A 20,231-nucleotide genomic window follows, 5' to 3' on the forward strand; every position below is an offset into this window, starting at 1 on the left:
GCGCAATCCAGGCAAAATGATGTAGGTAACGCAATGATTTCAAACATGTAAACTTATTTTTCAGTTAGCATGGAAGGAATAAAGGCTCTTTCAAATGAAACTGGGATAAGCCAGCGAGTGATTCGCGAGGCTTATAAAGAAAAACTCATCGGAAAAGGGGATAAATCCCATCAAACATTACATACATTCGATGAGAAGATTGACAGCAAACCAAAACAGATGCAACACCGCTTGCCGATTTTGCGGAAGAGTTGAAGCGGCGAACTTAGATGAATTAAGCGACAAGCATGGATTTTGCTGACATAAGGAGGATTTTGACGAGTGAAAAAAGGATTGATCTTCATTTTGTGTGTTTCATTGCTTTTTTGTTTTTCAGCGACTGCTAGCGCTGTAAACTTGCAGGATGAGTCAATTTATCACGTAGCAGTTGACCGCTTTTACAATGGAACGACGGCCAATGACGGCGAAAGAAAGGGCGGTCTTGAACATTTTCTTGGGGGTGACTTGCAAGGGGTGATCAAAAAGCTGGATTACATAAAAGGAATGGGCTTTACAATCGTTTCTTTATCACCAATATTTCAAAATGAGGCAAACGGCTTTCATGGGAAATGGGTGAAAGACTTTAAAAAAGTGGACGAGCATTTTGGAACAATGCAGGATTTAAAACAGCTGACAAAGGAAGCACATAAACGTGATCTAAAGGTCATGATAGATTTTGTTTTCGAAACAGGACCGAACCACCCTTGGCTGTCTGATCCAGCTAAAAAAGAATGGTTTGTTGAAGGAAGTACGACATTCGATGTTTCTCGCCCCGACGTTCAAGCATTTATAATCGATGTCGCTAAATGGTGGATCAAACAAAGTGATATTGACGGGTATCGGTTGATTGACGCGAATCGAACTGAACCTCAATTTTTAAAAAAAATGGCTGAAGAAGTTAAGTCTGTCAAAAAAGATTTCGTTTTAGTGGCAGATATTGGCGGGGGTGATCCGAATACATATCAAAACAGTGGAATCGATGCCGTGATGAATACCTATTTTGCGAAAAATGCGCAAAAATCATTTTCGAATGTGGATGAACCGCTTTCGGGATTGGACGGGTTTACGCAATCCAATCTGCCTGTCGTTTCGTTTTTAGATGACGAGGATATCGTTCGTTTTACAAGAAAAGCTGTTGAGAATGAAGCGTTTCCAGTGACAAGATTAAAACTTGCCTTGACGTATTTATATACTTTACCGGCTGTTCCTTTTGTTTATTACGGGACGGAGATTGCATTGGATGGCGGAAATGGAGCAGTCAATTATCGGATGATGGATTTTCGCACGAGCACCGAAATAGTCGAGTACATAACAAATTTAGCCGACATTCGCAAAATCCTGCCTTCTCTCCGAACAGGGCAATATCATTTGTTGTATGAAAAGGACGGCATGCTCGTTTATCAATTAAAAAGCGGTGATGAAACATCCATTATTGCCATTAACAACACATCGCAAACAAAAAGCGTAACGATCGGATTTCGATATTTGCCGGATAATCACGAATTGAGAGGGTATTTAAAAGGGGGAAGCATAAAAAGTTCAAAGGACGGATACACGATCACTTTGGAACGGGAAACAGCGGAGATTTTTAAACTGGACGAACAAAAAGGCGCGAGCATCCCTTTTATTTCCATTTTGGTCGGAGTCCCAGTTTTGTTTATCCTTTTCTTATATGCCGCATATAAAAAAGGGAAGGGAAAACAGCCGTCGTAAAATGCAAAATAAAAAGCTGATCCCTTAAAGGTGCAAAAAAAGGACAAACTCGTCTTGATTTGCCATTTTGAAGCTGCTTCTATGTACACATAGGCTTTAAACAGGAATTTTTCAACTGAAAGCTTCGGGGCGGAAAGTTCGCCTATCACATCTTCCTTTTCATATTGAGATGTTGGAAAAGAAGCCTAATTCTTCCTTTTTGAACGCAAAAAAGCCCCTTCCTCATATCAAGACGCTGAAAAAGGAGCGACTCCATTTAAAGTGGGTAAAACAATATTGATCAATGGATAACCGATTAGGAAAGAGGGCTTCTTATCAATAGCTTGTGAATTTGGAACAAGCTTTTGCTCGCTTTTTCGTTGTGACGCTTGTATTTTAATTTTAAAGGATGCAATGTTTTTTCACGTTTATGTTGTAGGCTTGTGCTTTTTCTCATAAGATGGGAGTAATAGAAAAAGGGGAGGAGAAATGTATGAAGCCGCTTCGCTTACGGGGGCATCATTTATTATGTGTGCACGGATTTCGCGGAATGGGATATAGTCCATCGTTTGTAGAGAAGATGTGGGAAGTAGTTACAAAAATTCGTGATGAAGAGCAAGACTTTCCCATTCAAGTCGTATCTGCACTTGATGATGCGTGCATGGCATGTCCGCACCATGGAGAATCGACGTGCCAAGCGGATCCGAATTCAAATGAGCATGTGATTTCCATGGATCAAAAAGTAATCCGCCATTTAGGCATTGAAGAAAATGGGATTTACTTAAAATCGGAATTATTGGGGCTCACGGCCCAAAAAGTAGTCCCTGACGACTTAGATTACTTATGTGCGAATTGCTCCTGGCTTCCGCACGGTGTATGCAAAGAAGGCATCGCCAATGTCCGTAACGGGAATATTGCGCAAAAGGAAGCTAAGTAGCTTTTTACAGTTTTCGTCACTGCCCAATCTGTCAGTGTAGCTGATTGCGGCTTTTCAAAATTATTGGTGCATATTGGCGCAATCTTGTTGAAATTTTGTACTCTTTTTCGTCTTCGTCATCTTTTACATAATCCAAGTATTAGCGAAACCATGTTGAGATTTTGCTCCTGTTAAGCAGGAAATAACCTCTTCGTGGAAATAGCCGAGCGACAATTCGGCTATTCTAATTTTAAACACGGAGGGCTATGCTTCTTCACTATAATACTGCAAGCTTTGTAGAAAGCTGTTTCCGTTTCTTTTCTATAGGAATCATGAATGAAGATGTCATAAAGGTTTGCAACATTTGCTGTCCGATGGATCATAAGCGGTCAGCTTAAAAGAAGGGTGCTTCCATGACGATTTTTCTTTCGAGTTCGGGAATTGGATTAATAAGTTGGAGGAAAACTAGATTGTTTGAAACGCTCTGTATCGGACGACGATAAGATTTGAATTAATAAGTTGGAGGCAAACGGATTGAGCAGCACTTCACCGTTTTTATACTCTTTCACTAGGGATTCGCACTGTGATCGAAGTTGACCAACGCCAATAGGCTCCTAAATTAAAAGTCTGATGGAAGGTGCCATTTTTATAAAAATTTGAAAGGCTCGTCTTGTTTTAAAACAAGATGAGCCTTCTTTTCGTAAAGGTGAAAATAGATTGCAAAGACATTTTTTTAGCCTTGATGAAGAAATTTCACGCAAACCGGATCAGGCACGGAAATTTCTGATGGCAAGCGTGTCAATTTGCCGGTTTCAGGATCGCGTTCAAATAAGACGGCGTTGCTTGATTCTTGGTTTGTGGCGATCACAAATCTTTCTGTCGGATCGAGGACAAAGTCTCTTGGCCAATGGCCGCCGGTGCTTGTCCATTCAACAAATTCAAGCTTGCCCCCATCATTTTCTACCTTGAAAACAGCAATGCTGTCATGGCCGCGGTTAGCAGCATAAACGAACTTGCCGTCGGAAGAAATGTGAATGGCGCTGCCTTGGCTGTTTTCTGCAAAATCTTCCGGAATTGCTGGGATGTATTGCAGCTCTTGAAAGCTTCCTTCATCTGCATTATAAGAAAGAACGATCACTTCATTGCTTAATTCCGTCATCACGTAAGCGAATTTTCCGTTTGGATGAAAGACGATATGGCGAGGGCCGCTTCCAGGTTTAACAGAAAGGCTGCTCACCTTCTTTAAAACACCTTGATCACAAGAGTAGGTAATAATTTGGTCAATTCCTAAATCAACAGCTACAACATATTTTTCATCTGGTGTAAACCCCGAATAGTGAGCGTGCGGTTTTTCTTGCCTTTCAAGATTAGGGCCTGAACCTGTATGTTCTGCAACGCTTGCCGCTGGATTTGCGCTTTTGTCTTCATTCAGCAAGTAAGCCTCGATCGTTCCGCGATGGTAATTAGCGGTGACGACGAAATGGTTTGCTTTGTTGACGCTGACGTGGCACGGAGAAGGTCCTTCCGTCACTTGTCGGTTGATGCTTTGCAGATCGCCTGTTTGTTCGTCAATGGAAAAAACAGCAAGCCCCCCTGAATTTCTGTCTTTAACAACCGAATATAAATTTTGATTGTCTTTGGAAATCGCGACATATGTCGGATTGTCAAGCTCTGCTGCTACTTTAGCTTCACCAAGCTCTTTTTTCTCAGTGTCCAATGTAAATTTGTAAATGCCTTTGCTTTCACCTTTCGTATATGTACCGATATAACCGATGAATGGATTTGCCACGAAACATGCTCCTTTCAAATATACTTTTCTAGAATTATATCATGGAAATTCTCCTATTTTTCTATTTTAAAATGAACGAAAATTAGACGAAAATTTACAAATAATTAAAACCAACTAAATATTTCGATATTACAATAATTTGAGGTTAGAAAATTTTAGGGAGGTGTTTTATTTGAAAAAAAGAAAGAGACGCTCTATGCTGGCTGGAGCTTCCGCTGTTTTGCTTGTTCTTGTTTCCGTGTTAACACCGATACATACGTATGCAACAGCAACAGTTGCAGGAAACGCCGAGCAGCAGATGGAGGAACAAACGAAATCAACGGATAAACCAAATCAAGAACAACCGCTTCATCAAAATGACAGCGAGCCAAATGTTGAAGAAAACAACTCTCAGCAAAACGAAGTTCAACAGGACAAAAGTGATGAAAGACAGCCTGATGCAGCAAATGAAGAAATGAAAGAACCTGCAAAAGGAGGGGATCATCCATCTTTTCCGGTTAATGAAAGTGAACAAAAGCAGCAAAAACCAGAACAGCAAGATACTGATACAGTTCCCGAAACTTCAAAACAAGAACCAGAAGCAAATTCACAATCTACCCCCCAACTTGAACAGCAAGCTGTTACACTGCCACTGGAAATCGTTCATCAGCCACCGGCAGTCATTCAAAAAGGCCGGCCGCTTAAAATTGATGCGGAAGGAAAAGGTCTTGCGGAGTTGTCACTGTTTTATCGTACAGCACCGGGTATGCTTGTGAAAAGCATGAAAATGGAGAAAATAAATGATACAACCTTTACGGCAACTGTACCAGAAAGCGATTTATGGTCTTATGCTTTTACTTATTGGTTTGAAGGGAAAAATGAGACAGAAACAACAAGACTTCCAATAAATTCTTCTGAAACATTTTCAGTAGCTATTCAACAAGATGCGGAACCGGATTATCAAAAAGTTCCGAAAATCTTAATCACCGAACTGGCTCCAGACACGTCAAATGTCGGAAGTGCTGACGGATATGAATTTATTGAGCTTTACAACAATACCAACAAGCCGATTGAATTGCGAAATTATGAACTTCATTATCAATATCCGGGTACAGCAAAAGCCGATCAAGTTTTTCAATTTTCGGACAATCAAGTAATAGCTCCGCAAAAAACTTTCATTCTCTGGGTGAAAAATAGTTCTAATCAATCTTTAAGATTGGAAGATTTTAATCAATTTTACGGAACGAATTTGAAAGAAAGCGAAGTCCAAGCCTTGCCATTTGAAGGAATGGCTAACAGCGGCATCCGGGCATTAGCTGTTTATTCAAAGGATGGTTCATTAGTATCTGCAGCAGCATATAATGATGGAGCTGATGATGTTGAAAGAGATAAAGGAATCATTTATCAATTTACGGAAGAGACGAAAATGAAAAAAATTGGCTTAAGTGAAAAAGCTAATCCAGGTGCATTCATCGAAGGGCAAGTGCCGAAGACACCTGTCGCTATTGAAGAGCCTGATGACAAAGAAGCTCCTGTCATTACACATCAGCCAATAGCAGAATGGGAAAGCGAGGAGCCATTAATTGTAAAAGCTACAGTCACTGATAATAAAAAAGTCCGTTATGTCACATTATTTTATAAATTGACGGAAAATGGAGCATACAAATCCCTTCAAATGACTGAAAACGGAAATCAAAATGAATATAGGGCGGCGATTCCCAGTGCAGGCATGTGGGGAAGCGAACTCCTATATTACATAGAGGCATCAGATGGAACAAACACGGTCAAAACAGAGGAACACCATGTTCAACTCAAAACTCCCAATATTGATTATCAAAAAGCCCCAAAACTTCTCATTACTGAAGTAGTTCCGGACAGCGCCAATATAAATGGGTTGGACGGTTATGAATTTATTGAAATTTATAATAATACTAATCAGACCATTGATTTTAAAGACTATAAAATCCGTTATCGATATCCGCAGGAAGGTGCAGAATCCGATCTTATTTGGGGACCTCCTAATGATGATCAATCACTGCTAATTCCTTCAGGTGGGACGCTTGTATTTTGGATCATCAATCAAGGGAATGCATCGTTGGCTGTTGAAGATTTTAATAAACATTATGGTGTTTCGTTAGAAGAGAATAAAAACATTGTGAAAATTTATAATAACGGGATGGCCAACAGTAGTGCGAGATCATTAGTAATTGCCACAAACAGCGGAAAAGAAATTTCCGTTGCTCATTATAATGATCAGGTAAATATTGATGATACTAAAGAGGACAAAGGGATTTTGTACAAATATCCTGCGGATGGAAGCAATATAATGCAAAAAATTAGTGCCGGCGTTGAAGCGGCTACACCCGGATCGGTAAAAGACGGACAAACTCCGAAAGTGAAAGTAACTGTTCCAGCCGATTCAATGGCGCCAACTATTGAAAATTTAACAAATACTGAAAAAGCCATGGAAACGGATAATATTTTCATCAAAGCGGAAGTAAAAGATAATATCGAAGTCAAAACCGTTTCTTTATACTACCGGACAAAACTACAAGAACCATTTAAAAAAGTGAATTTAGAAGAAAACTATAATTCGAGATTATATGAACATACGATTTATTCGCCTGAATTAATTGGGAAAAATATAGTTGAGTATTACTTTGTCGCTGGCGATGGAGTGAATATCAAGGAGTCTCCTAAGTTTACCGTTCAAATTGGAAATGCAAATAAGAAGCAGGGATTGCGGTTAAATGTAGAAAATGGACAAATTGTTTCAAAAGAAACCGTAGTGAAGGCAACAGGCGATCTTACACCTGAGGAGGTTTCCTTATATATTGATGGAGCAAAACAAACAAATACTTTCCGCACGATTGAATCAGACGTTTATTTTGCCTTTGATGTTCGTAAAACGAATCTTTATTTTCAAAACGGTGTGACGATAGGAAATGACATTTTGAGAATATTTGATGACACCATTAATCAATATACAACAATTACGGTTCCGATTTCGTCGGAAAGGCTGAAAATCGGTGAAGATTTATCAATTGCGATTAGGGCAGGCACAAAGGTCAGTCCATTTGATGAAACATCTGAAGAAAATCGAGATGATTTTTATGTAAAAAATGTGCGATTAGTTTTATCTGACGGCACAGCTCTATACAGCAGCGAGTATCAAGAACCCGAACAGGAGATTTCCGTCGGCGACAGTGCCGGATTAAGCCCGGTTGTCGAATTTACGTTCAATATTCCGGATGAAAAATTTACTTCCCTCGGTTACTTATGGAACAGCGAAAATGAAGAAGATGGCGAGCATGAAGTGAAAGCAGTTGACCAAAAGGGGAATGAAGTGAAATCGACAGTTATTGTCGATAACACAATGCCAATCATTAAACCAACTATTGAGGAAGGAAAAAAATATAAAGGACCTTTTGTTATTGATGCTGAAATTCAAGATAAATGGAGTAAAATTAGATCGATCACTGCCAAATTAGATGATCAATATATCGATCTTCCATTTGCAGCTTCGTCAGCACAGCTTCAATCAGGCAAACATCAACTTGTCATTACAGCTATTGATGAGGCAGGCAATGAAGGCAAAAGCGAAGTCACTTTCTATACAGTGGACGAACATCCGCTCTTACCTGATTTTTCCGAAACAGATGAGGATGCTTTAAGTGCTAAATTGTCCGTAAGGGTGGCGGATCCGACAATGGACGATCTTGATGTATCTTTCTTTCAAGCTTTTCAGTATAAAGCATCAGATGAAGAACATGTAGATATTTTGCAAAATGCATCTGATACAGAACCGCCTGCTGGATTTCAAGTTGAAGGCGAAAAAGTTCTTTCGAAAGATGAACGCAGGAAGTTGGAAAACGCAGATGGCGAGGCGCTTGCAACAACATCAACTGAGCAGTTTCCGTATCATCGCTTCAACGTTACCGTTGATCAAAAAGTTGATGAAAATGATGAAATAGAACTTATTTGGAACGGTTCTTCATTGCCGGGACGAAAAGTGACGATGTATGCCTGGAACAATATGGAAAATAAATGGAAGGAAGTTGCTTCACAAACTGCCGGTGAAGAAAGATTTCAATTGAAAGGGAGCGTAATTGCGAAAGACTATGTGAAAAACCAAAAGGTGAGCGTGATCGTTCAAGACCAAATCGCGCAAACTATAGATTATGATTATACGTTTGTATGGATGAGCGATACGCAATATTATTCGGAAAGCTATCCACACATTTATCAAAAGCAAGTCGAATGGATTCGAGATCAAAAAGATAATCTCAATATTCAGTATGTATTTCATACAGGTGATCTAGTCGATGAAGCAGATGATCACAATCAATGGGCAGTGGCCGATCAAGCTATGAAAGTGCTAGATGATGCAGGAATCAGATATGGAGTTCTAGCCGGCAATCATGATGTTGGCCATAAAGACGGAAGCTATGACAATTATTATCAATATTTCGGCGAGAATCGGTTTGCAGGTCGTGACTATTATGGAGGTTCTTATAAAAATAACCGCGGTCATTATGATTTAATTTCGGCGAACGGTAATGATTATATTATGGTGTATATGGGCTGGGGCGTTTCGGATGAAGATTTGGACTGGGTGAATTCGGTGCTTGAAAAGTATCCCGATCGGAAAGCAATTTTAGCATTCCATGAATATTTACTAGTCAGCGGAAACCGCAGCCCGATTGGAAATCAAATTTTTGAAAAAGTTGTTAAACCAAATAAAAATGTGATGGCGGTATTATGCGGACATTATCATGACAGCGAGACATTAGTCGATGAGATTGATGATAACGGAGATGGAGCGCCTGACCGAAAAGTATATCAAATACTTGCTGATTATCAAGGCGGTCCTGAGGGCGGCCAGGGCTATATCCGTTTGCTGCATTTCAATACAGATACGAATCAAATTTATGTAAAAACATATTCGCCTTATTTAGACGACTACAACTTTTACGATCCGGAACAGTATCCAGGAAAAGATGAATTTATCATTGAAACCGATTTACAACCGCAAGAGAAAAAAGTAGCAACAGATTCTTTTGTTGTCAACGTCTATACCGACAGCTTGATCGGCAAAGTCGAAAACGTTCCGAGTGGCGAAGTGGCCTCTGTCATGTGGCATGATTTAGAGCCAAACCAAGTGTATTATTGGTACACGGAAGCGGAAGATCAATTTGGCGGTAAAACGCGCTCATCGATTTGGTCTTTCCAAACGAAAGAAGGTGAAATTGTTCCAAATCCGGCTGATCCGGGAGAAGGCGGAAATGATCCGGAAAAAGACAACAGGGATAAAGGTGGTCAAGGCGATAAAACACCTTCCGAAAGCGGCGGCCAAGAAAAAGATCAAGATCATTCGGGTAACGAAGATCATCCTGAAAACGAAAATCATAATGGAAACAACGGTAGCGGATCAGGCGGCACAAATAATCCTTCTGGTACGGATGGAACTACGGATGAAACGAAATTTGAACAGGTGAGTGAGAATCAAGCTTCGGCATCACTTCCGGATACAGCAACGTACGTGTATCGCTGGCTGCTGATAGGCATGCTGCTGATAGCAATGGGAATGATGCTGAAGATTCGTCAGCGCAAAGCTATTTACAAATAAAATAGGCAAACGGGGCTGTCTAATAAGTCGATTTTCCGGCTTATAGACGCCCCTTTAATGTTTTAGTAACGCTGATATATCAATGTTTATGATGTTTCGTTTTCAATGGATTTTGACTTTCTGGACAGCCCGTTTCTTGGTGCGCCCGACATGGGTGTAATCTCTAGGATGAAAGTCCCGAGCTCTGAAGGCAGAAGCAGCATTTAGCTTAACGCAAGGGGTGTCCGTGGTGACACGGATTCTGATGGAAGCGGGCGGCAAACTTTGGGTCTCTTGCCTGAATAGTCAGCCGTCCTATGATTTTTTCCATTAAAAAATGACCATTTGAAAACTTCTTCTATATCTATTATGAAAAAACAATTTCTATAAAGTTTGTAAATGATCGGAAATTAAAATTGACAAAAAGAAAAAAGTATTGGTAAAATTACCAATGAATTGGAAAATTATATATAATATTCAAAAGAATGAAAGTGAAGTTTATAGTTTACAAAGAAAATAGATTTTTCCATTATTCATCGGGATAAGCAGTGGTTTTAGCACAAGTATCTTTATACAAAATAAAAGAACTATTTTCAGTTATTGTTGATCCCTAGACAGTGCATTTACGTGAAGAAAAAAGGATAGAAAACATGATCCCGTTTTCTCTCTTTCAATCTATCATAATTGAATGTTTCCAATCAACTGCAAAGCGGGGAATATAGAATGCTGTCATTATATATTCAACACAAGAGACACGGTGATGAATTTGAGCTGAAAAATATAGAAGTGACCATCATGCCTTCTCAAATCACATTATTATTAGGTCATAATGGGGCGGGGAAAACAACCATTATTAAATCACTCTTTGGATTAATGGATTATGTCGGTACTTTATCCGTAAATAACAAAAAGATTGATTTGAATGTTTCTGAAGATGTGGATTATTTGAAGAAAAATGTTTCCTATATTTCAGATGAGATTGCTCTTTTCGATTATTTGACGCCGAAAGAATACTTCTCTTTAATCGAAAACTCATTTAAACATCAGGTAGACCATCAGTTATTAGAAAAGCTTATAAAAATTTTTGAACTTGAAAGGTATCTGCATATACCGATAAGCAATTTATCTCATGGCAATAAGAAAAAAACACAAATTGTTTCACAGCTTTTTAAAGGAAGTGAATTTGTCATCTTTGACGAGCCGACGAACGGGCTGGATCCCGATATGGTCATTATCTTGCGGAAAACTCTTCATTTTTTAAAAACAAAAGGCATCGGGATTTTATTGTCCACCCATCACCTTAGTTTTGGGGAAGAATTGTACGACAAGGTTATTTTGCTTCGAAACGGAAAAGTAAAATTAAATTGTACGCGGGATCAAGTATTTGAGCAGTTTGGCAGAATGTCTTTGGAAGAAATATATGAAGAGGCAAACAAGGATTATTACTTGAAAGCAGAGGAGATTTTAAATGCCCCCGATGTTCGAGATAATAGCGAGGATCGAGATTCCGAAACAGGTTAAAAAAGCAAAAAATATCTTTTTGAACTACCCGACTCATTTATTGGCAGTTGTTTTAGGAGCGATTCTCCTTTATGTCGTATATGCCTTAATTTTATTTCAATATTTGGATTTCATTCCATTGAATAAGACAGACGCTTTTGATTCAATTTTGGTGTTCAGCATCTTATTGGCGTGTTTCCTTATGATATTTTCCAGAGAAAAGTTAAAAAGAAAGGAGTATGCCTTTTTCTTTTTAAACACTTCTATTAATGCGGGTCAATTTGTTGCGGGAAGCTATTTTTTGTTATATGTCTTTTTTAACATCTTCATTTTTTTCGCATTTTTGCCTTTGCTCATTTCTTTTTATATAAAACATATTCAAATACATATCTTTCATATTTTTCTAGTTCTTCTTTTGTTGTTTATTATTTTTTGGTTCATCCTGTTTATTTGGATTTTATCCTCTTTGATTGTCGGAAAATGGCTGGGCAGACATAAAGATGGACTTTATTTCAAATCATTATTATTTATGTCCATCATATGGGGGATGCATTTTGTTTCTAAACATATGGCGGAGCGTATAGGAAATTTCGGCTTTCTGTTTTGGATCGGTTGTTTGGTCGCTCTTTTAATATTATGGATAGGGATAAAAAATTTATCGGGAAGGTATTTATTTGGTTTATTTCAGCAAAGCCATACAGGTAATTATCCTAAAAAAATAAAAAGCAAGGAATTTAAGCTTAATCATTACGTTATTCATTTTGTATTGGAAGCAATCTATTATTTTCGAAATCGACTTTTTGCGGAAATGGCTCTTATGTTCTCGATTCTCTATGCTCTCACCATAGGGGTTTATATTTTCTCGGATGCAATGACCTTTGCCATTGTATATTCATTTATTATGAATTTAGGTTTAAAAGAACTTATGATTGTTTTGCCTTTATGTATTGGGATGCATTTTAGGCAATATAATCTTTCCATATTTATGATCAATGCACCGGCTTCCGTCTATTTTTTTCCGAGAATATTCATGGCAATAGCAGTAAATTTTATGATTTATTTTTTATTTGTAGTTTTAAATTGTTTTATATTAAATCAAGATTTTCTTCCGCAATTAACCGGAATTTTTTCTATTTTTTTCGTTACAATGCTCTCAACCTTTGCCGGATTTATAGCGAGAATTCATGACGGGAATAAGGCTGTAGCGTTAATTATAATCCTTGTCATTGTGGCAATCATTGATTCTTTTTTACATTATTTCATTTCGCAAAGTTATTATATTGATTTTATATATGTTGCAGGCGGGATTTTTCTATACTTGATTTCTCAAAATATTTTTTTAAGAAGGCCTGTTTTCAAATGATAAAAGTGCTATTAGCAGTCTGGCCTCCAATTTTTCATGAGACGGGATATATCGCAATGAATTATAAAGAGGGGATGAAAAATATTGGACTTCGGCAAATAATCAATTTGAAGTATTTTTATGTAATATATTTCAATTCTGAAATAAATTTGTGCATTTGCTCCAATGGCAGTGTCGATAGTATGAATAAATATGACTGACAGCTTTTTTGTGAAGATGTTATTTTTAACATCGTTATGTAATTTGCTCTTTTTGTCCTCAAATGGCCTGATGAAAAAAATTGTAAAAGCAATAGAAGAAATGAGGAAGATGTTATGACAACTTTCTTTAGAGCGCTTATGGGCGGAATCAGTTTAGTTTTTCTGTACGCTTTAATAGTTCTAATAACCCCTTTTATTATTCGGTTATCCGGCATCACCCACATTGAATCAAGTCCGAAGATTCTGAACCTTCCCTTATATGTCATCAAAATAGAGGGAAGTAAATTTGTAGCGGAAGCGACCTGGTTAGGCTTAATTCTTTCACTTGTAGCAGGCACGGCTTTTTATTACTTGGTTCATTTCTTTACAAGAAACAGATCCCGTTAATTCATAGAAGGAGCCGCTGAAGAGAGGGGCTTGTAAAAAATTTTGCTTATTTTTCACGACATACCGTCAAGCAAAATATTGAATGCCACGAAATTTTCTTCTTTACTTTGGATTTGAAAGCGATTGATGCAGTCTGTAGAATTTTCCAGAAATTAATAATCCAGTGGAATTCATTTATCAGCATCTGACAGGAGCGAACATGTATCGATGACTTTTGTTTAGCGTATTGATCTGGCCATGTGGATATTGCTCTCAGATATGCCAGAGCTATTTACAAATAGAAAAGCCCCAAAGTATTGGATTTTGGAGCCTTTTTGCAGATTAACCATTTACGATCGTGCCGCCGTTTACGTGGAGAATTTGCCCTGTCATATAAGTAGAATCGTCACTTGCTAAATATACATAAGCAGGCGCAACTTCCATCGGCTGTCCGGGCCGCTTCATCGCTGTGTTGGAGCCAAAAGAAGCTACTTTTGTACGATCAAAAGTAGAAGGGATGAGCGGTGTCCAAATGGGTCCTGGCGCTACACCGTTGACTCGAATGCCTTTAGGGGCCAATGATAAAGCAAGAGAACGGGTAAATGACGCAATGGCGCCTTTTGTTGCCGAATAATCAATGAGCTGTTCATTTCCATGATAGGCTGTAACAGATGTCGTATTTATGATCGTGCTGCCTGTCTTCATATGGGGAAGAACAGCCTTTGTCATGAAAAAGAACGAAAAAATATTGGTCCGAAACGTTCGTTCAAGCTGTTCTGCTGTAATAAATTCAATTCCTTGCTGCGGATGCTGCTCGGCTGCGTTGTTTACTAAAATATCCACTTTTCCAAATTGATCTTTTGCTCCCTTCACCGCTTGCTGGCAAAATGCTTCGTCGCCGAGATCGCCGGCTATTAAATGACATTTGCGCCCGAGCTGTTCAACATATCCTTTTGTTTCCTTTGCATCTTCATGCTCATTTAAGTAAATGATGGCCACATCGGCACCTTCTTTGGCAAACAGCACCGCAACCGCCCTCCCGATGCCGCTGTCGCCGCCGGTAATGACCGCTGTCTTTCCTGCAAGCTTTCCGCTGCCTTGATAAGAAGGATCATCAAAGATTGGTCTTGGATTCATAAACGATTCAATCCCCGGCTGCACATTTTGCTGTTGAGGCGGAAGTGTATTTGGCTGATTTTGCTGCTGAACCATAAAAACCTCCTCCTAAAACAAGTAAGTATATAGTTAGTATGGGAAGTTGACGGGATAATAAACAAAAATTGATTAACAGTATATTTTAGAAAAGAATGATTTTTCAAAAAAACTATTGATACTACAATCTGTTTTATGGTTATATTTAGGTGAAGTAACAGTATTTGGTTATATAATAAAATGGAGAATATTTGATATGACATTTGGAAAAAGCGAACCGTTAATAACAAAATGGCTTTTGGGTGATGAAATGTTAATAATAAAGTGGCTTAAATGGAAATTAATGATAAGATGGAGAAATAAAATCGGAGAATATAAAACTGATTCCTGATAAATATTTAGAAGGAAGGACATTATTTTTATTGAGTATCTTAAAAGATAAACTTTTTTTTCGATGAATTCATCATTTTATAATATTCTTTTTCAACTAATATCGCGAGATTATATCGAATAAAGATCATCGCAAATGGATTCAAAAAGGAACATTTTACCGCTTAATAAGCCCATTTGACGGGGACGGAAATGTGACGGCATGTATGGTTGTGTAATGCACCCCTTTGTCAAGACACAAATTGATAATATTTAAGTTATCCATTCTCTCCTTTCGCTATGAATGTGGTGCGTGTGCGATAAAGGCTTGACATGGAGCCTCTACGGGCACGATTTTTTGCGCTGGAGCGATGGACAGATAACATCGCATGGCTAAAACAGCCTATCATGCCCGTCTCTCCATATAAAGCCTCTCATCACGTTCGATGGTTAGGATGCTTGAGCCATCTTAGGTTGCTTGTACACTGTTGCTGGCGTCAAATAGTCCAAGGATTGGTGAGGTCGGTCTGTATTATAGAACGTAACATAGCGTCGAATGCCTTTTCGCAACTCTTTAGGATTCTCGAATTCATTGAGATAGATACATTCATACTTTAAAGCTCTAAAGAATCGTTCCGTACGACTATTGTCTGTTGCTCGTCCTTTGCCATCCATTGATACCTGGATGCCATACTCTTTCAACAGCCCGAGATAGTCAGCGTTTGTAAAATGGCTGCCCTGGTCACTATTGATGATGGTCGGCTTACCATGACGCAATGCCCGCTTAAGACAGTTGATGACAAATCCTTTCTCCAGCGTACTAGATAACTCGTAATCGATCACTTTGCGGCTGAACCAGTCGATGATGGTAAACAGATACATAAAGCCCCGTCCCATACGAAGGTAGGTGATATCCACTCCCCACACATGGTTCGGATGAGTGATCTCCTATCCACGGAGCAGGTAAGGTCGGCAGTACTTGGCATGTAGCCTCTTACTAAGGTTGGGTTTAGGGTAAATAGCTTGTATACCCATAAGACGCATGAGACGGTGTACGCGTTTACGATTCGCATCAAATCCTTTCTCACGAAGTTTCGCAGTCATTCGCCTGTAGCCAAAGTAGGGATGAGCTGTATAAAGCATATCCATTTCGTGCATGAGCATGATGTTTTCTGAGCTTTCTGTTTGCCCCTTTGATTGGCGATACACGCTAGTACGATGAATACCTAATAACTGTGCCTGACGCTTGATGCTGATCGATGGGTGATTGAATTCGACCATAGCCTTTCGTTCGTCAACAGACTTATTTGAGCCCAGATTTTTTTTTCAGCCAGTCAACTTCAACCGTTAACTGACCTACCAATTTCTCTAAATTTTCTTGTTTGGCCTCATATTCTTTACGGATTTTATCCACTTCGCTTGAGCCTTTTTCAAAGACCATCGAGGATCGTTCTAGAAATTCTGCTTTCCAACGACTGACCATGACTGGGCTTAATTCATATTTGGCGGCTATTTCATTGACGGTTTGCTCTTCACGCAACACCTCAAGAACCACCTTAGCTTTAAATTCTGCGGTATATCGGTTTCTTTTTTTCATGGTATCATTATAACTTATTTATCACGCTCATGTGTCTCACCTTATGGGAGCATTATATTGTTTCAGAAGATCAAAAAGAAGCGCTTGTAGGTTACTACCAAGTGCTGGCAAAACCAAATCACGGATATTCACGCATTCTGTTAAAAGGGTTAAATGGCGATTTTGAATATGAAATAAAAGGAGTCGAAAACACATTTTTTGGCGATGAACTGATGAACGTCGGCATTCAGCTGACGAACAATATCTTTGATGCCCACTTCGGGGTCAATGAATCGGGCGATTTTTCTTCAAAACTCTTTAAGCTCAAAGCAAAAGAATGGTAGAAACCGGGGCGCCTGCCTCGGTTTTTTCATCAGAGCCTCAAATACTTCCCCTTACACCCAGAAGGAGTGATGGATTTTTCCCGCAGGCTGGGGCATGGATCGGGGAAGAGTCAAATTACCCAAAGTGCACAAAATCCGGGCAATTTGCAAAATGTGAACGGTATTTACGGATTTTAGGTTGAAGTCATGAGTTTTGCTAATTGGCAGCAATTGTTGCTTCGCCTTGTGGATGATCATGTAAGTGAATGATTTTGTTGCATACTGTGTCAAAATCATTGCTATGGTCTATAATGATAAAAATGGAATTTGATGAGCCGCTTTCAATTAATTTCTTTATCTTTTCTTTACCGCTAAAATCCATATGAGAAATTGCTTCATCAAACATAATGATGTTTGCCCCTTTTAAAAGGGCTCTGGCAATAGCAATTCTTTGAATTTGGCCTCCTGATAAATTTTTTCCGTTTTCCCCAACTAATGTATTTTCTTTATCAGGCAATTTTTCTATAATATCATCTAAACCAGTCGTTCTCAGCACTTCCATATAAGTATTCGAATCAACGTTTTCTACACCATATTTAATATTGTTTTCAATTGTATCGTTAAATAAATATATTTTTTGCGATACGATGCCAATGTTTTTCCGAAGCGATTTTTTATCTATGTCATCAATCGGTATTCCATTTATAAGAACTTGTCCTTTTCCTTTTTGCACATTATATAATCCCATTAATATTCTAAGTATTGTTGTTTTGCCGGTTCCATTTTTCCCCTTTATTAAAAGCTTATCAGCAGGGGCTAGCGAAAAACTTACATTATTCAAGATATATGGCTGGTCTTCTTTATACCTAAAAGATACACCTTTAAACTCAATGCTCTTAATATCATTTATTTTGACTTTATTCTGTTCCTCGTCTTCTCCTATTTGTTCAATAAATATATGGAGCCTTTTTAAACTTACTAATGCCGGCTGGATCGTTAGAACAGTAGCCGATATATTTTGAATTGGCGAATACAGTCTGGGAAGATAGTTCATAAATACCATATATCCGCCTATTGTCATACTATTTATTATGACATCTTTTCCACCCATAACGATTAATAAAACAGAAGACAGTGAACCAACCAAAACAATTAATTCCATACCAATTGAATAAAAGATTGATTGTTTAATATTGGCATCCACTAGATCTTTAGCTGCTGAATTGATTTTTTCTGTTTCCTTATCCTCTACCGAGAGATTTTTGACTTCTTCGATACCCTGTACTGACTGCTGTATTTTGTTGTTTAAAACGGCACTTTTTTCAGCTGTTTCAGTAGATATATGAAATATTGAAGACAAGAATTTGTTTGAAATGATGTAATATGCCGGCATTAGCAGACATAAAATTAATGTTAATTTGAAATTGATTGCTGCCAGAATAATAAGGGTAGCAAACAGTTCAAAAAAACTCAGCAAAATTTTAAATGTGTTGGCAGAAAACAATCCCCCTATATTATTTACCTCATTTAATCTTGATGTAATATATCCGCTGGGGTAAAAATTGAAAAACTCCATAGGCAGTTTCAGCAGTCTTGTTGATATATTTTGCCGAAGATTCAACACTATATTCTGGCTTACTTTTGTAAAAACTACATTGGAAAAATAGTTGAGCATACTCTTAATTACATATATTAATGCAAGTATTGCACTGAATAAAAGAACATAGTGATAATCTTTTTTTGCTATTCCAAAATCAAAAATATTCTTAATGATTAATCCTGGAAGTACAGTGATTGCAGAAAGAACAACTAATAAAAGAAAAGCTATAGACAAGCTCTTTTTAAATTCTTTTAAATAGCTAAACAATAATTTTACGCTGTTGTTCATATATATCGCCCCGGTTTAGTTAGTAGAGGTAACCGTTGATTTTTCTATTTTATTGCAATAGACCATTCCATCAATCCTTTTGGATTTAAAATAATCTAGCGCACGGCAATCAAAGCAAAATAAATTTCTCTCACAATTTGAACAATGTTGAATTTTCGTTCCATACGTTTATTTGAAAAATTCTTTGAATAAAAATAATGGTCAGAGTAAATACAATATTTGCATCTGAAATTGCAAGCATCGGTAACAATTAAGCATAGATGCGATATTCCCTCTGTCAGTAATTTTTCTTTAATAAATTGTTCAGTGATTTTTGGCAATTGAAAATCTGATTGAAAGAGGTTATATTTTACAATTTTATGAAGCAATTCATTTAGATTATTTTTTTTGAAGTCTTCTTCATGAATGGTGTCACCTATCTTAATTGCCGACAAAAAGTTTTTTTCTGATTTATTTACTGGAATAACTATTCTCGTACTGTTGTCATAGCAATAATTATCTTTTTCGGTATCAAATAATAATGGTTCAGTTAAAAATTTAATCATTTCACTTCTTCCTTTCTATTTTAACGTTAACCTTGTTGCAACCATCTTAGGGGAAGAAAGTGAAGAGGCCTCTCTACCAAAAATTATAAATGATGAACTCCATTAATTTACAGAAAAATTTTACATATTTTTGAATTTTTCCAACTATATGGGAGGCTATTAAAAAGGTCAATCTGACAAGGCATGAAAACAAGAAAATGATGGAATGATCCGGCGGAATGAGAAAATGGGTGGGAATCGCACAGGATCGGTATTTAGCCGTTGTTAGGGGTGTGAACTAAAATGAGAGATTATTTAGAAAGCATTTATGCACCTTTGTATTTGACCGAAAGACGATGGGGCTCACTTTTTTTGTCCCTGCTGTGATGTTTAGCTTATCTATGTTGCTTATTCTGTTTGTTCCAAGAGAGGAAGATGATATTCACAGTAATATCATTATTATTCAAGGTGTTTTTATACCGTTTACTTGCTGGTGCCTTATGTATCGGCTGAGTGAAATGTATGAAGAAGGGGCGTATGAAACGTTAGTTCCATATTACTAAAAACGGTTTGGGATGGATTTCTTCCAGTACTTGATTGTCAATATTATCGGGGTTTTTCATTTATGTACCGTTTTTGTGATGAAATACGGGATGACTTCGTTATCTGGTCTTAACGTGATTCATTTTATGATTTTAGTATTATTCTATATGCTTTTTGGCACATCACTTATCGTGCTGATTATAAACATTGAGATTTCTCTAACGATTATCATGATTTACACGGTTTTAGAAGTGCTTACGTTAGGAGAATTTATCCATGGCCGCACATCTTTCTATTCGATCCGCCTGTTTGGGATCCATTTTTATTGAGAAAATGGTTATTTTTGTCGATAACCGTTATCGTGCTAATGTTTATAACAGTTGTTTTCATTCAGCGGGCGGATA

Annotated in this window: 11 protein-coding genes and 1 pseudogene; 7 read left to right on the forward strand and 5 right to left on the reverse strand. The window is 37.9% G+C overall.

The window, feature by feature from the left end; genetic code table 11:
- Window positions 1-321: 321 nt before the first annotated feature.
- Window positions 322-1,752, forward strand: coding sequence for an alpha-amylase family glycosyl hydrolase (locus NSQ41_RS05165; RefSeq protein WP_339211142.1), 1,431 nt, complete (start codon window positions 322-324; stop codon window positions 1,750-1,752).
- A 472-nt stretch (window positions 1,753-2,224) separates the two neighbouring features.
- Window positions 2,225-2,668 (forward strand): DUF1284 domain-containing protein, encoded by a 444-nt coding sequence (locus NSQ41_RS05170; protein WP_130158619.1) that lies wholly within the window; start codon window positions 2,225-2,227, stop codon window positions 2,666-2,668.
- Window positions 2,669-3,380: 712 nt separating this feature from the next.
- Here the strand turns inward: NSQ41_RS05170 and NSQ41_RS05175 are convergent.
- Window positions 3,381-4,436 carry a lactonase family protein gene (locus tag NSQ41_RS05175; protein WP_339211143.1) on the reverse strand — a complete coding sequence of 352 codons (1,056 nt, stop codon included), beginning with the start codon at window positions 4,434-4,436 and terminating at the stop codon, window positions 3,381-3,383.
- A 172-nt stretch (window positions 4,437-4,608) separates the two neighbouring features.
- On the opposite strand from NSQ41_RS05175, the gene NSQ41_RS05180 reads away from it, so the two are divergent.
- From NSQ41_RS05180 to NSQ41_RS05190, 3 genes are all read left to right on the forward strand, one after another.
- Window positions 4,609-10,044, forward strand: coding sequence for a lamin tail domain-containing protein (locus NSQ41_RS05180; protein ID WP_339211145.1), 5,436 nt, complete (start codon window positions 4,609-4,611; stop codon window positions 10,042-10,044).
- A 702-nt stretch (window positions 10,045-10,746) separates the two neighbouring features.
- Window positions 10,747-11,544, forward strand: coding sequence for an ABC transporter ATP-binding protein (locus NSQ41_RS05185; protein WP_066248413.1), 798 nt, complete (start codon window positions 10,747-10,749; stop codon window positions 11,542-11,544).
- On the forward strand, window positions 11,492-12,886 hold the full coding sequence (locus tag NSQ41_RS05190; protein ID WP_339211147.1) for a hypothetical protein: 1,395 nt from the start codon (window positions 11,492-11,494) through the stop codon (window positions 12,884-12,886). Before NSQ41_RS05185 ends, NSQ41_RS05190 begins: the two co-directional genes overlap by 53 nt.
- Before the next feature lie 908 nt (window positions 12,887-13,794).
- On the opposite strand, the gene NSQ41_RS05195 is transcribed toward NSQ41_RS05190, so the two are convergent.
- Together NSQ41_RS05195 and NSQ41_RS05200 are read right to left on the reverse strand one after the other, a co-directional pair.
- The gene (locus NSQ41_RS05195) at window positions 13,795-14,664 is read right to left on the reverse strand and encodes an SDR family oxidoreductase (protein WP_066248403.1); all 870 of its coding nucleotides are present in this window, start codon (window positions 14,662-14,664) and stop codon (window positions 13,795-13,797) included.
- Window positions 14,665-15,423: 759 nt separating this feature from the next.
- Window positions 15,424-16,570, reverse strand: a pseudogene (locus NSQ41_RS05200) (IS3 family transposase).
- 101 nt (window positions 16,571-16,671) lie between these two features.
- Here NSQ41_RS05200 and NSQ41_RS05205 point away from each other — a divergent pair.
- A complete protein-coding gene (locus NSQ41_RS05205) occupies window positions 16,672-16,893 on the forward strand; it encodes a GH36 C-terminal domain-containing protein (RefSeq protein WP_339211149.1) in 222 nt (73 codons plus the stop codon).
- Between the two features lie 196 nt (window positions 16,894-17,089).
- Here the strand turns inward: NSQ41_RS05205 and NSQ41_RS05210 are convergent, their stop codons facing one another.
- The gene (locus NSQ41_RS05210) at window positions 17,090-18,760 is read right to left on the reverse strand and encodes an ABC transporter ATP-binding protein (RefSeq protein ID WP_327855894.1); all 1,671 of its coding nucleotides are present in this window, start codon (window positions 18,758-18,760) and stop codon (window positions 17,090-17,092) included.
- A 95-nt stretch (window positions 18,761-18,855) separates the two neighbouring features.
- A complete protein-coding gene (locus tag NSQ41_RS05215) occupies window positions 18,856-19,305 on the reverse strand; it encodes a hypothetical protein (protein WP_339211150.1) in 450 nt (149 codons plus the stop codon).
- A 668-nt stretch (window positions 19,306-19,973) separates the two neighbouring features.
- On the opposite strand from NSQ41_RS05215, the gene NSQ41_RS05220 reads away from it, so the two are divergent.
- Window positions 19,974-20,156 (forward strand): hypothetical protein, encoded by a 183-nt coding sequence (locus NSQ41_RS05220; protein WP_339211152.1) that lies wholly within the window; start codon window positions 19,974-19,976, stop codon window positions 20,154-20,156.
- The last annotated feature ends 75 nt before the right edge of the window (window positions 20,157-20,231 follow it).

The sequence above is a fragment of the Aeribacillus sp. FSL K6-8210 genome (assembly GCF_037963925.1).
GTDB classification, from domain to species: domain Bacteria; phylum Bacillota; class Bacilli; order Bacillales; family Aeribacillaceae; genus Aeribacillus; species Aeribacillus composti.